The sequence below is a fragment of the Rummeliibacillus sp. POC4 genome (genome assembly GCF_003576525.1).
GTDB lineage: Bacteria > Bacillota > Bacilli > Bacillales_A > Planococcaceae > Rummeliibacillus.
Map to the genome: position 1 here is coordinate 107,397 of NZ_QWUA01000007.1, position 17,514 is coordinate 124,910.

At 35.4% G+C, this 17,514-nt stretch carries 18 protein-coding genes; 13 read left to right on the forward strand and 5 right to left on the reverse strand.

Going from position 1 to position 17,514, the window contains the following annotated elements:
* Nucleotides 1–43 precede the first annotated feature (43 nt).
* On the forward strand, nucleotides 44–334 hold the full coding sequence (locus D1606_RS04110) for a UPF0223 family protein (protein ID WP_119414741.1): 291 nt from the start codon (nucleotides 44–46) through the stop codon (nucleotides 332–334).
* 50 nt (nucleotides 335–384) lie between these two features.
* Here the strand turns inward: D1606_RS04110 and D1606_RS04115 are convergent, their stop codons facing one another.
* Nucleotides 385–1,011, reverse strand: a complete 627-nt coding sequence (locus D1606_RS04115) for a YktB family protein (protein ID WP_119414742.1) — start codon at nucleotides 1,009–1,011, stop codon at nucleotides 385–387.
* 163 nt (nucleotides 1,012–1,174) lie between these two features.
* Between D1606_RS04115 and D1606_RS04120 the strand changes: the two genes are divergently transcribed.
* The gene (locus tag D1606_RS04120) at nucleotides 1,175–1,372 is read left to right on the forward strand and encodes a hypothetical protein (RefSeq protein WP_119414743.1); all 198 of its coding nucleotides are present in this window, start codon (nucleotides 1,175–1,177) and stop codon (nucleotides 1,370–1,372) included.
* 116 nt (nucleotides 1,373–1,488) lie between these two features.
* The gene (locus D1606_RS04125; protein ID WP_119414744.1) at nucleotides 1,489–2,280 is read left to right on the forward strand and encodes an inositol monophosphatase family protein; all 792 of its coding nucleotides are present in this window, start codon (nucleotides 1,489–1,491) and stop codon (nucleotides 2,278–2,280) included.
* A gap of 296 nt (nucleotides 2,281–2,576) precedes the next feature.
* Here the strand turns inward: D1606_RS04125 and D1606_RS04130 are convergent, their stop codons facing one another.
* Nucleotides 2,577–2,762, reverse strand: a complete 186-nt coding sequence (locus D1606_RS04130) for a DUF5325 family protein (RefSeq protein WP_119414745.1) — start codon at nucleotides 2,760–2,762, stop codon at nucleotides 2,577–2,579.
* Nucleotides 2,763–2,943: 181 nt separating this feature from the next.
* Here D1606_RS04130 and typA point away from each other — a divergent pair, with 181 nt between their 5' ends.
* Together typA and D1606_RS04140 are read left to right on the forward strand one after the other, a co-directional pair.
* Nucleotides 2,944–4,785, forward strand: coding sequence for a translational GTPase TypA (gene typA / locus D1606_RS04135; protein ID WP_119414746.1), 1,842 nt, complete (start codon nucleotides 2,944–2,946; stop codon nucleotides 4,783–4,785).
* Between the two features lie 20 nt (nucleotides 4,786–4,805).
* Nucleotides 4,806–5,204 carry a YlaH-like family protein gene (locus tag D1606_RS04140; RefSeq protein WP_369973746.1) on the forward strand — a complete coding sequence of 133 codons (399 nt, stop codon included), beginning with the start codon at nucleotides 4,806–4,808 and terminating at the stop codon, nucleotides 5,202–5,204.
* A gap of 147 nt (nucleotides 5,205–5,351) precedes the next feature.
* Here the strand turns inward: D1606_RS04140 and D1606_RS04145 are convergent, their stop codons facing one another.
* Together D1606_RS04145 and D1606_RS04150 are read right to left on the reverse strand one after the other, a co-directional pair.
* Complete coding sequence (locus D1606_RS04145) at nucleotides 5,352–5,555, reverse strand: YlaI family protein (protein ID WP_119414747.1); 204 nt, start codon at nucleotides 5,553–5,555, stop codon at nucleotides 5,352–5,354.
* Between the two features lie 12 nt (nucleotides 5,556–5,567).
* The gene (locus D1606_RS04150) at nucleotides 5,568–6,068 is read right to left on the reverse strand and encodes a peptidyl-prolyl cis-trans isomerase (RefSeq protein WP_119414748.1); all 501 of its coding nucleotides are present in this window, start codon (nucleotides 6,066–6,068) and stop codon (nucleotides 5,568–5,570) included.
* A gap of 176 nt (nucleotides 6,069–6,244) precedes the next feature.
* On the opposite strand from D1606_RS04150, the gene D1606_RS04155 reads away from it, so the two are divergent.
* From D1606_RS04155 to pyc, 3 genes are all read left to right on the forward strand, one after another.
* Nucleotides 6,245–6,526 (forward strand): Fpa/YlaN family protein, encoded by a 282-nt coding sequence (locus tag D1606_RS04155; RefSeq protein ID WP_119414749.1) that lies wholly within the window; start codon nucleotides 6,245–6,247, stop codon nucleotides 6,524–6,526.
* A 62-nt stretch (nucleotides 6,527–6,588) separates the two neighbouring features.
* Nucleotides 6,589–7,758: an FtsW/RodA/SpoVE family cell cycle protein gene (locus D1606_RS04160; RefSeq protein ID WP_119414750.1), complete on the forward strand. Its 1,170-nt coding sequence runs from the start codon at nucleotides 6,589–6,591 to the stop codon at nucleotides 7,756–7,758.
* 12 nt (nucleotides 7,759–7,770) lie between these two features.
* Nucleotides 7,771–11,202, forward strand: a complete 3,432-nt coding sequence (gene pyc / locus D1606_RS04165) for a pyruvate carboxylase (RefSeq protein ID WP_119414751.1) — start codon at nucleotides 7,771–7,773, stop codon at nucleotides 11,200–11,202.
* A gap of 41 nt (nucleotides 11,203–11,243) precedes the next feature.
* Here the strand turns inward: pyc and D1606_RS04170 are convergent, their stop codons facing one another.
* Nucleotides 11,244–12,164, reverse strand: coding sequence for a COX15/CtaA family protein (locus D1606_RS04170; RefSeq protein ID WP_119414752.1), 921 nt, complete (start codon nucleotides 12,162–12,164; stop codon nucleotides 11,244–11,246).
* 325 nt (nucleotides 12,165–12,489) lie between these two features.
* Between D1606_RS04170 and cyoE the strand changes: the two genes are divergently transcribed.
* The 5 genes from cyoE (at nucleotide 12,490) to D1606_RS04195 (ending at nucleotide 17,458) form a co-directional block, all read left to right on the forward strand.
* Nucleotides 12,490–13,407: a heme o synthase gene (gene cyoE / locus D1606_RS04175; protein WP_119414753.1), complete on the forward strand. Its 918-nt coding sequence runs from the start codon at nucleotides 12,490–12,492 to the stop codon at nucleotides 13,405–13,407.
* A 95-nt stretch (nucleotides 13,408–13,502) separates the two neighbouring features.
* Nucleotides 13,503–14,588 carry a cytochrome c oxidase subunit II gene (gene coxB, locus D1606_RS04180; protein ID WP_119414754.1) on the forward strand — a complete coding sequence of 362 codons (1,086 nt, stop codon included), beginning with the start codon at nucleotides 13,503–13,505 and terminating at the stop codon, nucleotides 14,586–14,588.
* Between the two features lie 40 nt (nucleotides 14,589–14,628).
* On the forward strand, nucleotides 14,629–16,500 hold the full coding sequence (ctaD, locus tag D1606_RS04185) for a cytochrome c oxidase subunit I (protein WP_119414755.1): 1,872 nt from the start codon (nucleotides 14,629–14,631) through the stop codon (nucleotides 16,498–16,500).
* Nucleotides 16,500–17,126 (forward strand): cytochrome (ubi)quinol oxidase subunit III, encoded by a 627-nt coding sequence (locus tag D1606_RS04190; protein ID WP_119414756.1) that lies wholly within the window; start codon nucleotides 16,500–16,502, stop codon nucleotides 17,124–17,126. Before ctaD ends, D1606_RS04190 begins: the two co-directional genes overlap by 1 nt.
* Entirely contained in the window at nucleotides 17,126–17,458 is a 333-nt protein-coding gene (locus tag D1606_RS04195; RefSeq protein WP_119414757.1) for a cytochrome C oxidase subunit IV family protein, read from the forward strand. The genes D1606_RS04190 and D1606_RS04195 overlap by 1 nt, the downstream gene beginning before the upstream one ends.
* Nucleotides 17,459–17,514 lie beyond the last annotated feature (56 nt).

Consider the following 17,514-nt stretch of genomic DNA (forward strand, 5'->3'; position numbering starts at 1 on the left):
ATGAAGTCTCAATATTTAATATTATGAAGAGGTGGCTTGCCATATGGAATACTCATACCCATTTTCAACAGAGTGGTCTACTGATGAAATTGTTGATGTAATCGCATTTTTTCAAACAATTGAAAAGGCATATGAAAAAGGTGTAAAACGAGAAGAAGTATTATCGAAATATCGTAGATTTAAAGAAATTGTTCCATCTATGGCAGAAGAAAAAACAATTTTTCGCGATTTTGAAGATGAAAGTGGTTATGGAAGCTACGAGATTGTTAAACAGACAAAAACAAGTCAAAATGGTACAATTATTAAAGGAACAACAGTGAAACGTAGAAGATAACAAAAAGCAATCGGTCTGCTCAAAAAAGAGAATTACCGATTGCTTTTTCGCTACACATTTACCATTGTTTTGTAAATAGGCAATAATGCATCAAATGTTTCTTCTACTGTTGTCGCGAATTCTTCCGCGGATAGATTAACAGCTTGTTCTCTAGGGATTTGAATGCCGATCATAAACTCGCCTTTTTTAACATCTCGTAGTCGTTCCAAAAGTTTTTCAAGTGAACCATCTGTTATTGCGTCACTTAATGAAATGCCATTTGGATCAAAATGGTCGCCAGAAATATAAAAATCACCTGGAACTTCGCTGAAAATATTCAGATTTTTCAATAAACTATTTGCTATTTCTTTCTTTGTTGGAGCTTCGTAAATAGAGCATAATATGATAAAAATATGCGTTTTAAAAAGTCCAATTTCAAAATGAGGAAGTGCTTTATAGCCTCTTTTATTTGGTGCGAAAGCAACCCAACTATCGATGGGAGGATTTACTTTACGTCTTGCATGTTTTGCAACATGCGGGAAAAATTCTTCACCCGTTTTAACTGAAAAGTATGTACTATATGTTGTTCCTAATTCTTCAAATTTAGGGCGTACATGCTTGATAAGCTCTGACATTCGTTCTTCAAGACCAGGCGTTGTAAAAACATCAAAGTCTTGGTTAGTCCATTTTACAGTCACTTTTTTTCTCTCCTTTTTCAACTTTATGTTTATTTTATTTCAAAAATGGGAAAAAATCTTGTAGAAGGACTTACCAAACGTAATAAAGTGAATATAATGTAGAAAATGGTCAGAAAATTCTATTTTCTGATGTTGAACCTCAAATTTTAAGGAGTTGATTTGCATGAAACAAGTCGTTCATATCATTCGTAAAGTTGATTTTGAAAAGCAATATATTAAAGGACTCCATCTTGAAGTGGATTATGAATTAGCTACTTTATTTGATGCAATGCAATTGAATGATGCAAAACAAATTGCTCAAAGTAAGGCGAGGTTAGCTGAAATTCATATGGAACTGGAGGCATTTCATGCGTTCGCCTAGAGAAACCTCAAATATTTTAACATGACACTTGCTTTTCATTATGAGAAGCAGGTGTCTTTTTTGTTATAATGAAAAGAATAACAATAACTCTGTATTTTGGGGAAGGTGTGGTAACGATGGGGATTGCTGAAGTTCATCAATTTGCAAAGTCAATTATAATAGAAGCAGGAGAACGTATCCGGCATTCATTTTCAGAAAAGTGGAAAATTGAAACAAAAGCTGATGCCAATGATTTAGTAACCAATATAGATCGAGAAACTGAAGTATTTTTTATACAAAAGATTAAAGAGTTCGATCCCTCCTACAAAATTTTAGGTGAAGAAGGAATGGGGGAGAAGATTGATTCACTTGAAGGGGTTGTTTGGATAGTCGACCCAATTGATGGGACTATGAATTTTATTCGACAACATCGAAACTTTGCTATTTCAGTTGGTATTTATATGAATGGAATAGGGAAACTTGGATATATATATGATGTGATGAGAAATCAGATGTACTACGCAATTGAAGGTAAGGGTGCTTTTATGAATGATGTACCATTAAAACCACTCAAACCAATTTCGTTAGATAAATCAATCATTGGCGTAAATGCAGTTTGGGTAACTCCAAATAAGAGAATCGAGCATGAACCTATGATAGAGCTTATTCGGAAGGTTAGAGGGACAAGATCTTATGGTTCTGCATCGTTAGAAATTGCATCAGTTGCAAGTGGAAGAATGGATGCCTATCTATCATTACGGTTATCTCCTTGGGATATTGCCGGTGGTGCAGTAATTGCCAATGAAGTAGGAGCAATTGCGAGTAATCTAGTAAACAAACCGATTAATCTGTTAAAACAAGATGGATTTATTATTGCAAATCCTTCTATTCATGAGGAAATTATTGAACATTATATTAAATTAAAATAGTATTCTAAAAAAAGAGATTGTCCCAAAGCAATTAATTGGGGCAATCTCTTTTATATATTGATGCTACTAGACACTCGAGGTCGCTTCGACTTCTCGGTCGAAAGCTGAAAAGATGCTTTCGATTCGAAGTCTCCAGCGCAAGTCGTGTCTAAACGAGCCGCTTCCGCTTTTATTATATCCAGCTCCATGCGCTAGCCCTTCGAGTCGTTTCGGTCTCTCGGTCGAAAGCTGGAAAGATGCTTTCGATTCGAGCCCTCCAACGCACTTCAGGGCTAAACGAGCGCATTCCGCTTTTATTACAATAATCCTTTGTCGCGGAATTGGCGTTTTGTTTTAAATGCTAATCCAAAGACGACACAAACTGCTATAATACCACCAATAATACCTAAAATACTACTAGCAGCGATTGCATATCCGATTGAACACATGGCTAAAATTCCTGCTAATGCAAAGATAGCCATGACGATTTTTGCTTTATTCATTATAATCCTCCAAAAAAATATTTGTTATAATTCTATTGTCAAACGAAATAATAAGATTATCAAGGATTTCATGACTAATAAATAAAAAAGTTGAAAAAGTAAGTGAAAAAAAGACAATTCCCTGTTTTTTATGTTATAATAGCAAAGTTATGGACTCGAAAAAAGAATGTGGAGTGGAACAATGACAAATTTAAGAGAAGATCTCAGAAATATAGCAATTATTGCCCACGTCGACCATGGTAAAACAACTTTAGTCGACCAATTATTAAAACAATCAGGTACATTCCGTTCAAACGAACATGTTGAAGAACGTGCAATGGACTCTAATGATATTGAACGTGAACGTGGTATTACAATTCTAGCCAAAAACACAGCCGTTCATTATGGAAATACTAAAATTAACATTTTAGATACACCAGGACATGCCGATTTTGGTGGAGAAGTAGAACGTATCTTAAAAATGGTAGATGGCGTTTTACTAGTTGTAGATGCATATGAAGGTTGTATGCCTCAAACTCGTTTCGTTCTTAAAAAAGCTTTAGAACAAAAACTTACACCAATCGTAGTTGTCAACAAAGTCGACAAAGATTCAGCTCGTCCAGAAGAAGTTGTAGACGAAGTTTTAGACTTATTGATCGAATTAGGTGCAGACGAAGACCAATTAGAATTCCCAGTAGTTTACGCTTCAGGTGTAAACGGAACTGCTTCTTTAGATCCAGATCCTTCTAAACAAGAACCTGATATGAAATGTCTATTTGAAGAAGTCATTCGTCATATCCCAGCACCTGCTGACACTCGTGAAGAACCATTACAATTCCAAGTGGCATTACTTGACTACAATGACTTCGTTGGTCGTATCGGTATTGGTCGTGTATTCCGTGGTACTATCCATGTCGGTCAATCTGTAGCACTTTCTAAATTAGATGGTACAGTGAAAAACTTCCGTGTAACTAAAATCTTTGGTTTCTTCGGATTAAAACGTGAAGAAATTCAAGAAGCTTATGCAGGTGACTTAATCGCTGTTTCAGGTATGGAAGAAATCAACGTAGGTGAAACAGTTTGTCCACAAGACAATATTGAACCGTTACCACCAATGCGTATTGATGAACCAACTTTACAAATGACTTTCTTAGTAAATAACTCACCATTCGCAGGTCGTGAAGGTAAATGGGTTACAGCTCGTAAAATTGAAGAACGTTTAAATGCACAATTACAAACAGATGTATCTTTACGTGTAGATCCAACTGATTCACCTGATGCATGGACAGTTTCTGGTCGTGGTGAACTTCACTTATCTATCCTTGTAGAAAACATGCGTCGTGAAGGTTATGAATTACAAGTATCTAAACCAAAAGTTATCATCAGAGAAATTGATGGCGTTAAATGTGAACCAGTAGAACGTGTACAAATTGACGTACCAGAAGATTGCGTTGGTTCAATTATTGAATCATTAGGTGATCGTAAAGGTGAAATGCAAGATATGATCAATGAAGGTAACGGACAAGTACGTTTAATCTTTATGGTCCCTGCACGTGGATTAATCGGTTACACAACTGAGTTTATGTCATTAACTAAAGGTTTCGGTATTATTAACCATACTTTCGATTCTTATCAACCAGTAGCATCTGGTCGTGTTGGTGGTCGTCGTAATGGTGCCCTTGTTTCTATGGAAACTGGTAAATCTACAACTTACGGTATGATGCAAGTAGAAGATCGTGGTGTGTTATTCGTAGAACCTGGTACTGAAATTTATGAAGGTATGATCGTAGGTCAAAACTCACGTGATAACGACATAACTGTTAACATCACTAAAATGAAACAAAAAACAAATGTCCGTTCTTCTAACAAAGACCAAACAAATGTTATTAAAACACCAAAAATCTTAACTCTTGAAGAAGCGTTAGAATTCTTGGACGATGATGAATACTTAGAAGTTACACCAGAAACTATTCGTCTTCGTAAACAAATTCTTAACAAAAATGAACGTGAAAAAGCTGCTAAAAAACAACGTAGCGCTGAATAATAATTTCACTAGACGGGGAGATGTTAATCTTGTTTAATTCCGGTTTCCTATTAAAACTGAATTTTATACAAGCCGCTGCATCTACTTCTACGGATGGTCATGACCAAGTATTTGATCGTATGTCAGGTGTTGCTCGCTATATTTACGAATATTCACCAAATTATACGATTGCAGGTTATATTCTTTTAGCTGTTATCTTCGTTTTGACAGCAATTGTGTATCATCTTGGATTTGCAAGGACTGCACTTAAAGCATGGCAAACAGCTGTGATTTATGTGTTCTTGTTCTTGGGATGTATTATATTAACGTTTTTAGCATTCTTCTTACCAATGGTAGAGGGATTAATAGTTGCGGCTTTAGTGTTAATCGTCTACAAGGTACGTCTACGTAGAGATAAGAAAAAAGAAGCTACTTCATAAAAAAAGAGTTGCCCTTTTCGGGCAACTCTTTTTTTATGAATAGGATAATGGATTTCTTTATAGTCCTTTGATAGAAAGTAATTAAATTTCTATTTAGATGGTTTTTATTAAAAAAACAGAGCATGTGTTAAATGCTCTGCATGGTTTCTAAAATTCTTCTTCCTCTTGAACTGCTCTTCGAATAAAACGGAAATTACCTGTAGCTAATCGTGCATTGGTTTTTTCAGTAATTCGATCTTGACAACTAGGGCACATATAAGTGTGGATAGGGCGATTACGTAATTTCTTAGCTAATGGTGAGAAATCTGGAATATCGTTTAATGCATCACAGATTACACATTTCACTCGCATAGCATTACCTCCTTACTCTATATACATGCCTACGATTCCTGTTATAGGATTTTCGTAGTTAGAGCCATCTTCTAATAATAAGTAGACAGGGCCGTCTTCAGTCAACATTTGACCATTTTTACTAAATTGGAAAATAAGTTTTTTAGCTTCATCTATACTAAAACGTTCTTGCAATCCATCGGCTTTTTCAAAAACTACAGTAGTGGCGTTTTCTTTTGGTTCAGCATTGTTGATGAAAGGTTCAACTTTTATACCAAATGTACCTTTCATCATTTTTTGTCGATCAAATTTTCGTTCAGTTTTTAATGTTGGTGGGAAAGTAGCGCCTTCCATAATTTCACGAGACCAGAATTTACCAGCTTTTTCGATATATTCTTCGTCTGGGTCAACATCTGTTGTTTTTTCGATAAAATATGTTTCTAAATCCAGTTTGCGGTCATCAAAAATCCAAACTGTACAATCTAATGTTATTGGAAAGTTTACTGCACCTTTAATTTGAATGATGGATTCCATACTTTCTTCCTCCTCCGATATGCATTCCTTTCTTAGTATAACGCTTTTTACAATTAGATAGAAATAAATAATATTATTACTATTTAATTCATATGTGATACTTGCATTTTTTCTTTGCAAAAGCTAAACTTTATTAAGATAGAGTTGCAGAAATATCAGGTAATGGGGGCGTCCTCATGGATACAAAATCACAAAGTTCGTATCAGGAGAAAGCATTGGAACTCCTAATTGCCGATGCGGATAAAATAGCTAAATTAATAAGGGTGCAAATGGAACATCTTACAATGCCACAGTGCCCCTTGTATGAAGAAGTTTTAGATACGCAAATGTTTGGTTTATCTCGTGAAATTGATTTTGCGGTTAAACTAGGTTTGCTTGAACGTGAAAAGGGAAGAGATATTCTCGATTCACTGGAAAAAGAAGTGTCTGCATTACATGATGCTTTCACAGAGAAATAAGCGAAAAACTCAAACACAAAGTTGTTTGGGTTTTTTTGCTAAATAATAAACGAGGTAAAATCATGAAAACCTATTTAAAAAAATATGCGAAGTATTTTGACTACCCACTATTTTTTACATATATATTATTATGTCTGTTTGGGCTGGTCATGATTTATAGTGCAAGTATGTTTTGGGCAGTAAATACATTACATTATTCACCAGATCATTTTTATAAAAAACAAATGATGAATTTATTTATTGCTATATTTGCATTTTTAATTGGATTAATCATCCCTTATAAGAGATATCGAGAGAATGGAATGATGAAGTTAATCCTTGCAGGTATGCTTTTCTTATTATTTGCAGTATTTGTAGTTGGTTTTAGCCCTGGTAATTCCGGTGCAAAAAGTTGGATTGACCTTGGTGTCGTCAATATACAGCCATCAGAACTTACTAAATTGGGAATGATCTTATACTTTGCAGCATTTTTCACAAAAAAGAAAGAATTAGGGAAAATAGATATTATTAATGAATCGATTGTACCCCCTTTATTTGTTTTTGGTATAGCTGTTTTCTTCATATCTTTAGAGCCTGATTTAGGTGCAATCGGTTTGATTACAATTATTGTACTATCAGTTATGGCTGCTAGTGGTATGAAATTCTCTACATTTGGTAAAATTGTTGGTTGTTTAATAGGATTAGCAACAGCAGGCCTAATTGCACTATTTATTTTCAGAGACTCATTCTTTACAGAACGCCGGGTAGGCCGATTGAAAGCGTACTTAGACCCATTTAAAGATGCAAATGAATATGGCTATCAAATGGTAAACGGCTATTATGCTATTGGATCTGGTGGGGTAAAAGGTTTAGGACTTGGACAATCTATACAAAAAATGGGATATTTACCTGAACCGCAAACAGACTTTATCCTTGCAATCATTTCTGAAGAATTAGGAACGTTTGGCATTGCGATTGTTTTATTTGGTCTAGGCTTTATAGTCTATAAAGCGATGCGATTAGCTATTAAAGCAAAAGATCCATTAGCTCGAATGATTGCGGCAGGTATTGGTAGTTGGATTGGAATTCAAACATTCATAAATGTTGGGGGACTAAGTGGACTTATTCCTTTAACAGGTGTACCACTTCCGTTTATTAGCTATGGCGGAACTTCAATAATTTTGTTATCTTTAGCTATGGGGATATTAGCAAATGTCTCCATGATTGTAAAAAAAGATAATCAGCAATCCTAAGGGGGAAACTTTATGCCAATTAAAAAAATTCTAGTAGCTAATCGTGGAGAAATAGCTATTCGCGTTTTCCGTGCTTGTACAGAAATGAACATTCACACAGTGGCGATTTATTCAAGAGAAGATAGCGGTTCTTTTCACCGTTATAAAGCAGATGAAGCTTATCTTGTTGGGGATGGCAAGAAACCAATTGATGCTTATCTCGACATAGAAGGGATTTTGAAAATAGCTAAAGAGTCAGGTGTTGATGCAATACACCCTGGCTACGGTTTTTTATCTGAAAATTTAGAGTTTGCAAAACGTTGTGAAGAAGAGGGGATTATTTTTATCGGCCCAACTTCAAAGCACTTAGATATGTTTGGGGATAAAGTAAAGGCAAGAGAACAAGCTGTCGCAGCTGGAATACCAGTAATCCCTGGTACAGATGGTCCAGTCGAATCTCTTGAGGAAGTATTATCTTTTGGAGAGGAACATCAATATCCATTGATGATTAAAGCGGCCCTCGGCGGTGGTGGTCGTGGTATGCGCGTAGTACATAATGCAGAGGATGCAAAAGAAGCATATGAACGTGCAAAATCAGAGGCAAAGGCAGCATTTGGATCTGATGAAGTTTATGTTGAAAAATGTATTCTGAATCCGAAGCATATCGAAGTTCAGATACTAGGGGATAAAGAGGGGAATTTAGTTCATCTATATGAAAGAGATTGCTCTATTCAAAGACGACATCAAAAAGTAGTTGAAATTGCCCCGTCAAATTCAATTTCTCAAGATTTACGAGAAAGAATTTGTGATGCAGCTGTGCAACTGATGAAAAACGTTGGATATATTAATGCAGGTACGGTCGAGTTTCTAGTATCAGATAATAATTTCTATTTCATCGAAGTAAATCCGCGTGTTCAAGTAGAACATACGATTACAGAAATGGTGACAGGAATAGACATTGTCCATGCTCAAATTAATATTGCAGCTGGTCATACATTACATGGAGATGTAATTAGTATTCCTGAACAATCCAAAATCCCATTGTTTGGGTATGCTATTCAATCACGTGTTACAACTGAAGATCCGCAAAATAATTTTATGCCTGATACAGGAAAACTAATGGTATATCGTTCAAGCGGTGGTTTTGGTGTTCGTTTGGATGCGGGTAATGGTTTCCAAGGAGCTGTTATATCTCCACATTATGATTCATTATTAGTAAAAGTTTCTACTTGGGGAAATACATTTAAAGAAGCAGCGGCTAAAATGGATCGAAATTTACAAGAGTTCCGTATTCGTGGTATCAAAACGAATATCCCATTTTTGGAGAATGTTGTAAGACACCCTAAGTTTATAGATGGTAAATTTAATACTAGTTTCATAGATTCAACACCAGAGTTGTTTTTATTTAGACCTGCGCGTGACCGTGGTACAAAGTTACTTAGCTATATCGGTAATGTAACGATAAATGGTTTCCCTGGAATCGAAAAAAAACAAAAACCTATTTATCCAAAACCTCATAAACCAGAAGTTGATCATTCAATTATCATTCCTTCTGGTACAAAACAAATTTTAGATGAACAAGGCCCAGAGGGATTAGTTAAATGGATTCGACAACAAGATGATTTATTGTTAACAGATACGACTATGCGAGATGCGCATCAATCCCTTCTTGCTACACGTGTTCGCTCATACGATATGCATGAAATTGCAGACGAAACAGCAAGGATTATGAATAATTATTTCTCCCTTGAAATGTGGGGAGGGGCAACTTTTGATGTTGCATATCGATTCTTAAAAGAAGATCCTTGGGAACGTTTGATCAAATTACGCGAACAAATACCAAATGTATTGTTCCAAATGTTATTACGTGGGGCAAATGCAGTTGGATATAAAAACTATCCAGATAATCTAATCAAAGAGTTTATCCAAAAATCAGCAGAAGCTGGTATTGATATCTTTAGAATTTTCGACAGTTTAAACTGGATCAAAGGTATGGAAGTAGCCATAGACGCTACAAGAAATGCTGGGAAGATTGCAGAAGCTGCTATTTGCTACACAGGGGATATTCTAGATGATGGTAGAGCAAAATACACTGTAAACTACTACAAACAAATGGCGAAAGAATTAGAGGCTGCTGGAGCCCATATTCTTGCTATCAAAGATATGGCTGGATTATTAAAACCTGAAGCTGCCTACCGTTTAATTTCAGAATTAAAAGAATCTACTGATTTACCAATTCATTTACATTCACATGATACAAGTGGAAATGGTATTTACTTATATGCAAAAGCAGCAGAAGCAGGTGTAGATATCGTAGATACTGCTTTAGGTTCTATGGCAGGGTTAACATCTCAACCAAGCTCAAATAGTTTGTATTATGCCATGAAAGGTAGTAAACGTCAAGCTCGTGCGAATATAGAGGGTATTGAAAAACTATCTTATTATTGGGAAGATGTTCGTAAATATTATAAAGACTTTGAAAGTGGTATGATTAGCCCTCATTCTGAAATCTATGTTCATGAGATGCCGGGTGGTCAATATAGTAATTTACAACAACAAGCAAAAGGTGTTGGCCTAGGAGATCGTTGGGAAGAGGTTAAAAAAATGTATTCCCGCGTAAATCTATTATTTGGAGATATTGTTAAAGTAACACCTTCATCAAAAGTAGTTGGTGATATGGCGTTATTTATGGTGCAAAATGATTTAGATGAAAAATCTGTTTTAGCTCGAGGGAAAACAATAGATTTCCCAGATTCTGTTATAGAATTTTTCCAAGGTTATTTAGGCCAGCCATATGGCGGATTCCCAAAAGAATTACAAAAGGTAGTATTGAAAGATCGTGAACCAATAACTGTTAGACCAGGTGAATTATTAGAGCCAGTCGATTTTAAAGAAATTCGTGATAAATTATTTAACAAATATAATAGACCGATTACAAGTCATGAAGTATTGGCTTATTCTTTGTATCCAAAAGTATTTGAAGAATACATGGAAACAGTGAAAAAGTTCGATAATGTTTCGGTTCTAGATACATTAACATTCCTTTATGGGCTGAAACTTGGAGAAGAAATTGAAGTTGAAATTGAAAAAGGAAAAACACTGATTATAAAATTAGTATCCATTGGCGAACCACAACATGATGGTACTCGTGTCCTTTATTTTGAACTAAATGGACAACCTCGTGAAATTGTCATTCAAGATATGACAGTTGAAGTGGCGGGGGAACGTAAGCCAAAAGCGGATCCATCAAACGCTGACCAAATCGGTGCAACAATGCCTGGTACTGTATTAAAAGTAGTTGTTTCACCTGGAAGTCCTGTTAAACGTGGTGAACATTTACTAATTACTGAAGCGATGAAAATGGAAACAACTGTGCAAGCACCTAAAGATGGTGTTATTAAACAAATATTCGTCGAAGCAGGAGATTCTATTTCAACAGGAGACTTACTAATCGAAATGGAATAAGTATTTACAATGAAAAAATCCCCCGAAATTTGGGGGATTTTTTATTTATTATTTAAGTTTTGATTGCTTCTAGAAATAAGCATAATCATGTAACACAAAAGACCGAATAATAATGATATGAATAGCGTGTGTAATAATGCAACAATAATATTAAGGCGTGATAGAACAACACCCATACCTGCTATAACTTGAAGACAAACAATGATAAATGCTAGAATCCATCCCCAATAAAGGACTTTTTGGTCTTTATAATGTTTAAGAACATGGATTGTAATGACTAATATCCATACAAATATTAGTCCGGCAGCAAATCTATGTCCCATTTGTACCCATTCATAAAAATTTTCAGGTAATCCTATGTCATCATTTCGACAAAATGGCCAGTCACGACAGATTAAGCTTGAGTTTGTATGCCTTACTAGTGCCCCAGTATATACTACTAGATAAGAGTAAATCGTGACACCGATTGTATGCCATTTTAATGTACTACCAATATGTACATTGTTTACATTAAATTTCTGATCGACTTCGAAAATAATAAGAGTTAATAAAAATACTGCTGCAAATGAAATAAGAGAAATACCAAAATGCAATGCCAAAATGAAGTCGCCTTGTCCCCATAAAACTTGCGCAGCTCCTATTAAAGCTTGAGCGATTAAAAAGAATACTGCCATAAAGGAAAGAAATTTTACTTCACGAACAGACCCAAGCTTTCTCCAGGACCAAACGGATAAGACCAAGATAAAAATAGATACAGAGCCTGTCACAGCACGATGGGAAAATTCTATTAAAACTTCTTTAGTAATGTGTTTTGGTATTAAGGAACCGTTGCAATCTGGCCAGTTTCTACCACAGCCCATACCGCTGTCGGTTTTTGTAACGAGTGCCCCTCCCAATAATATGAGCATCATTCCAATTGTCGCAGCAACAGCAAACCATTTCATGTATTTACTTTGTTGCATATTTAATTGACACCTACTTTGAATATAGTAATCACTTTTTGTGATACCTGCAGTTTTGATGATATCGAAAATGGAGGGAAAATACAACTTGTAAAAAGTATTGACAATCATACGGAATTGCTATTTCACAAATTGTTCATAATTTCGTATTATAACCTTCACAATATCAATAGATAAAATGATTTACTATATATATATTGTGTTAGAGCTAACGGTTCCCTATAGTCATAGATATAAAATTTCATATTTCGTCTAGAAATAATCACCTTTTTTAGTTATAGTAAGGTTAACAGATTATGCTTATCATTTTGAAAGGAGGGGTATAATGTCTAATAGTCGGGTACTATCTACAAGTAGAAATAGTGAGCCAAAAGCAAGCTCCTTTTTGAAGGATTTCCTAGCACTTATTAAGATTGGAATTGTTAATTCAAATTTAGTAACCACTTTTACAGGACTTTGGTTAGCATTTCAATTTACTAACAGGCACTTTTTGCAAGATTTAGATATAATGGTTTATGCTCTAATAGGTTCTGCATTTATAATTGCTGGTTCTGGAGCGATGAACAATTATATAGACCAAGATATCGATCCTGTAATGAAGCGTACAAAGTCAAGACCAACAGTTACCGGTAGATTTTCGCCTCGATTTGTGATGACAGTTGCCCTTTTCCTTTTATTTGTGGGCGAAATTTTGTTATTTATGGCATCATATGCTGCCGGTGTATGGGGACTTGCGGGAATTATAAGCTATGTAGTCTTATATTCAATGTGGTCAAAGAGAAAACATGTTAGTAACACAATTGTGGGAAGTATATCCGGCGCTATTCCACCAATAATAGGCTGGGCTGCTGTTGAACCTTCACTAAGGGTAGAAACCTTCGCGCTATTCTGTATTATGTTTGCTTGGCAGCCTCCGCATTTTTATGCGCTTGCTATGAAGCGAACAGAAGAGTATCGTAAAGCTGGTATCCCAATGTTACCAGTAGTCAAAGGGTTCAACAGAACAAAAAAGTCTATGCTTTTTTGGGTAACGCTATTGTGTCCACTTCCTTTTCTATTAATGAAGTTAGGAATAGGATATATCATCCTTGCAACTGTATTGAACCTAGGTTGGCTCGTACTTGCATTGAAAGGTTTTAAAGCTAAAGACGATTTAAAATGGGCTAACAAAATGTTCGTATATTCTTTGAACTATATGACCATTTTATTTGTTTCTATGATTATTTTTTCTGTCTTAAGCTAATTTTGGGATTCTTTCTTTTTAAAGAATTCATATAAAACAACCACAGTCCTGGTTACACATGAAATACAACAAAGAAAGAGGGGTTTAATTAAGCTATGATGAAAGGGCTTAAAAAATGGCGTCTATTTGCAATGCTAACAGCACTTATTGTTTTCCTTTCTGGTTGTGGTAAAAATTATTTATCTACTTTATCTCCAGCTGGTGAAGTTGCAAAAGAACAACATAATTTAATGCTATTAGCTACAGCAATTATGACGCTAGTTATTTTAGTTGTAGTAATTATCTATGTACTTGCACTTGTGAAATTCCGTCGTAAAAGAGTTGGGGAAGACGTAATTCCTAAGCAAGTAGAGGGTAGTACTAAGCTAGAAATTTTATGGACAGCTATTCCGATTATTTTACTTTTAATTTTAGCTGTACCAACAGTCGCTCTTACTTATAAACTTGCTGATACAAAAGCGATGGATGCAAAAGTGGCTGATGGACAAAACAAACCTGTTACGGTTAACGTAACTGCTAAATTATATTGGTGGCAATTCGAATATAAAAATGAAGGAATTGTTACATCACAAGAATTAGTAGTACCAACAGGTGAAAAAGTTTACTTCAACCTAACTGCAGGAGATGTAAAGCACTCATTCTGGATTCCTGCTATTGGTGGTAAAATGGATACAAACGTTGATAATGTAAATAAGTTCTATTTAACATTTGATAAAGAATCAAAAGATCTTGAAGACGGTGTATTCTACGGTAAATGTGCTGAACTTTGTGGTCCTTCACACGCATTAATGGACTTTAAAGTTAAAACTTTAAGCAGAGCTGACTTTGATAATTGGGTCAAAGAAATGAAAGCTTCTGATAAACAAGTTGCAACAGGTGACCTTGAAAAACAAGGTGAAGAAATCTTTAAAACTAGCTGTGTATCTTGTCACGCTACATCTGGTGTAGGTAAAGGTACTGGATTAGCACCAAACCTTGCTACATTTGGTGATCGTAATCGTGTTGCAGGTGTGTTAGATCATAACAAAGAAAATATTAAAAAATGGATTAATGATCCACAAGCCGTTAAACCAGGTAATACTATGCCTCAACCTGAAAAAATTAATAACGGTAAAAAATTCACAGATCAAGAGCTTGATGCTTTAGCAGCTTACTTAATGGGCTTGTCTGTAGAAAAATAATGTAAAATTTATTTGAATCATTTTGAAGGAGGTTAAGGTTTTGAGCTCAACTGCAAAGAAAAAGGGCTTTGGCGCAACAATTTGGAACTACTTAACAACAGTAGACCATAAAAAAATCGCCATTCTATACCTTATTGCCGGTACATTGTTCTTCGTAATCGGTGGTATCGAAGCAATGCTCATTCGTATCCAACTTGCAAAACCAAACAATGATTTTGTAAGTGCGGGACTCTTTAATGAAATTATTACAATGCATGGTACTACAATGATTTTCCTTGCTGCTATGCCATTGTTATTTGCGTTTATGAATGCTGTTGTACCATTACAAATTGGTGCACGTGACGTTGCATTCCCATTCTTAAATTCACTTGGTTTTTGGTTATTCTTCTGGGGAGGAGTTTTCTTAAACCTTTCATGGTTACTAGGTGGAGCTCCTGATGCTGGTTGGACTTCATATGCATCTCTATCTCTAGCATCACCAGGACATGGTATTGACTTTTATGCTATCGGTTTACAAATCTCAGGTGCAGGTACATTAATTTCAGGTATCAACTTCATTGTTACAATTATTAATATGCGTGCTCCTGGTATGACATTTATGCGTATGCCTTTAATGACTTGGACAACATTCGTTTCAAGTGCATTAATCTTATTCGCATTCCCTCCACTAACAGTGGGATTATTCTTTATGATCTTTGACCGTATGTTTGGTTCAAACTTCTTTGACCATACTATGGGTGGTAATACAATTATTTGGGAACATTTATTCTGGATCTTCGGACACCCAGAAGTATATATTTTAGTACTTCCTGCGTTCGGTATTTTCTCAGAAATTATCCCAACATTTGCTCGTAAACGTTTATTCGGTTATTCTTCAATGGTATTTGCGACAATCTTAATCGGTTTCCTTGGCTTCATGGTATGGGCACACCATATGTTCACTGTAGGTCTAGGTGCAACTGCAAATGCTATCTTCGCTGTTGCAACAATGGCGATTGCTGTTCCAACTGGTATGAAAGTATTCAACTGGTTATGTACAATTTGGGGCGGTTCAATTAAAGTAACTACACCAATGCTTTATGCACTTGGTTTTATTCCATCATTTGTAGCTGGTGGTGTTACTGGGGTTATGCAAGCAGCAGCTCCTCTTGACTACCAATTACATGACTCATACTTTATCGTAGCTCACTTCCACTATGTTATTGTTGGTGGTATCGTGTTAGCATTACTTGCTGCTACTCACTTCTATTGGCCAATTATGTTTAATAGAATGTTAAATGAAACACTAGGGAAAATTACATTTGTATTCTTCTTTATTGGTTTCCATTGTACGTTCTTCGTACAACATTTCTTAGGTTTAATGGGTATGCCTCGTCGTGTATTCACTTACTTACCAAACCAAGGTTTGGATACGTATAACCTTATTTCAACAGTTGGTGCCTTCTTAATGGCAATCGGTGTTATCTTGTTAGTGATCAATGTTATTATCACAACAATTAAAAACAAACCATGTGGTCGTGACCCATGGGGTGATGGACGTACTCTTGAATGGGCAATTGAACAACCAGTACCATTCTATAACTTTAGACAAACTCCACTTGTACGTGGCTTAGATACTTATTGGATCGAAAAAATGGAAGGAAACAAAGAAGGAATGTCATATGCAGAACCTGTTACAGACATTCATATGCCTAACAATTCTTTCATTCCATTCGTAATGGTAATCGGTCTATTTATCTCAGGCTTTGGTGCACTTTACAATCAAGATACTGATAAACCATGGTCACTTGCAGTATTAATCATTGGTCTAGTAATTACTTTTGGTTCAATGGCTGTACGTTCACTTAAAGATGATCTAGGTTATCATATTTCTAAAGAAGAATTAATGAACGAAAAAGGGGGTAACAAATAATGGATTTAAAAACTAAATTCACCCCTCAATCATGGCCGGAACATCCAGAGCAATCAACTGTAGAAGGTAAAAATAAAGTTCTTGGTTTCTGGATCTTCCTTGGCGGTGAAACAGTTCTATTTGCTACTTTGTTTGCAACATTCTTAGCTCTTAAAAACAAAGGGCCAAGTGGCATGGAGTTCTCTACTCAAAGCTTATTTGAGTTACCACTTGCATTCATTATGACAATGTTACTGTTAACTTCTTCATTAACAAGTGTGTACGCTATGTACCACATGAAAAATTATAATTTTAAAGCAATGCAAGCTTGGTTAGCAATTACAGTAATTTTAGGTCTTGGATTCTTAGGATTTGAAATCTATGAATTTACACATTATGTGCATTTAGGATTTACTTTTACTCAAAGTGCATTTGGATCTTCTTTCTATACTTTAGTAGGTACACATGGATTGCACGTAGTTATTGGTCTTGGATGGATAATTTTATTGATGTTGAGAAATGCTAAACGTGGTTTAAATCTTTATAATGCGCCTAAATTTTTTATTGCGTCATTATACTGGCACTTTATCGACGTTGTTTGGGTATTCATCTTCACTGTAGTTTACTTGATGGGAGTGATAAAATAATGTCACATGACGTACACGTAGAAGCTAGAAACGATGCAGAATATAAATATTCTCGTCGTAAAGCTGGTCAAGCGATGCGTAATCAAGTAACTGTTTTTGCAGTTATGATTTTCTTGACTTTTATCGCATTCGCAGCAGTTCAAGCTGGATTTTCAGTTTATCTAGTTGTACCAGTGATTTTATTATTCGCTGGTGTTCAAGTAGGCCTTCAATTGTATTACTTCATGCATTTAAGTGAAAAAGGCACTGGAATAATTCAATTCTTTATGTATTCAGCAGTGTTAGTTGCATTCACAATGTTACTTGCATTTGTAACAATCATTTGGATTTAATGCAAAAGTAAATACTTTCAAAACCGAGTCTATTTCTTAATAGGCTCGGTTTTTTT

Coding starts and splice junctions, on each gene's coding strand:
- D1606_RS04110 (WP_119414741.1), top strand. CDS start 44: ATGGAATACTCATACCCATTTTCAACAGAGTGGTCTACTGATGAAATT.
- D1606_RS04120 (WP_119414743.1), top strand. CDS start 1,175: ATGAAACAAGTCGTTCATATCATTCGTAAAGTTGATTTTGAAAAGCAA.
- D1606_RS04125 (WP_119414744.1), top strand. CDS start 1,489: ATGGGGATTGCTGAAGTTCATCAATTTGCAAAGTCAATTATAATAGAA.
- D1606_RS04130 (WP_119414745.1), bottom strand. CDS start 2,762: ATGAATAAAGCAAAAATCGTCATGGCTATCTTTGCATTAGCAGGAATT.
- typA (WP_119414746.1), top strand. CDS start 2,944: ATGACAAATTTAAGAGAAGATCTCAGAAATATAGCAATTATTGCCCAC.
- D1606_RS04140 (WP_369973746.1), top strand. CDS start 4,806: ATGTTAATCTTGTTTAATTCCGGTTTCCTATTAAAACTGAATTTTATA.
- D1606_RS04145 (WP_119414747.1), bottom strand. CDS start 5,555: ATGCGAGTGAAATGTGTAATCTGTGATGCATTAAACGATATTCCAGAT.
- D1606_RS04150 (WP_119414748.1), bottom strand. CDS start 6,068: ATGGAATCCATCATTCAAATTAAAGGTGCAGTAAACTTTCCAATAACA.
- D1606_RS04155 (WP_119414749.1), top strand. CDS start 6,245: ATGGATACAAAATCACAAAGTTCGTATCAGGAGAAAGCATTGGAACTC.
- D1606_RS04160 (WP_119414750.1), top strand. CDS start 6,589: ATGAAAACCTATTTAAAAAAATATGCGAAGTATTTTGACTACCCACTA.
- pyc (WP_119414751.1), top strand. CDS start 7,771: ATGCCAATTAAAAAAATTCTAGTAGCTAATCGTGGAGAAATAGCTATT.
- D1606_RS04170 (WP_119414752.1), bottom strand. CDS start 12,164: ATGCAACAAAGTAAATACATGAAATGGTTTGCTGTTGCTGCGACAATT.
- cyoE (WP_119414753.1), top strand. CDS start 12,490: ATGTCTAATAGTCGGGTACTATCTACAAGTAGAAATAGTGAGCCAAAA.
- coxB (WP_119414754.1), top strand. CDS start 13,503: ATGATGAAAGGGCTTAAAAAATGGCGTCTATTTGCAATGCTAACAGCA.
- D1606_RS04190 (WP_119414756.1), top strand. CDS start 16,500: ATGGATTTAAAAACTAAATTCACCCCTCAATCATGGCCGGAACATCCA.
- D1606_RS04195 (WP_119414757.1), top strand. CDS start 17,126: ATGTCACATGACGTACACGTAGAAGCTAGAAACGATGCAGAATATAAA.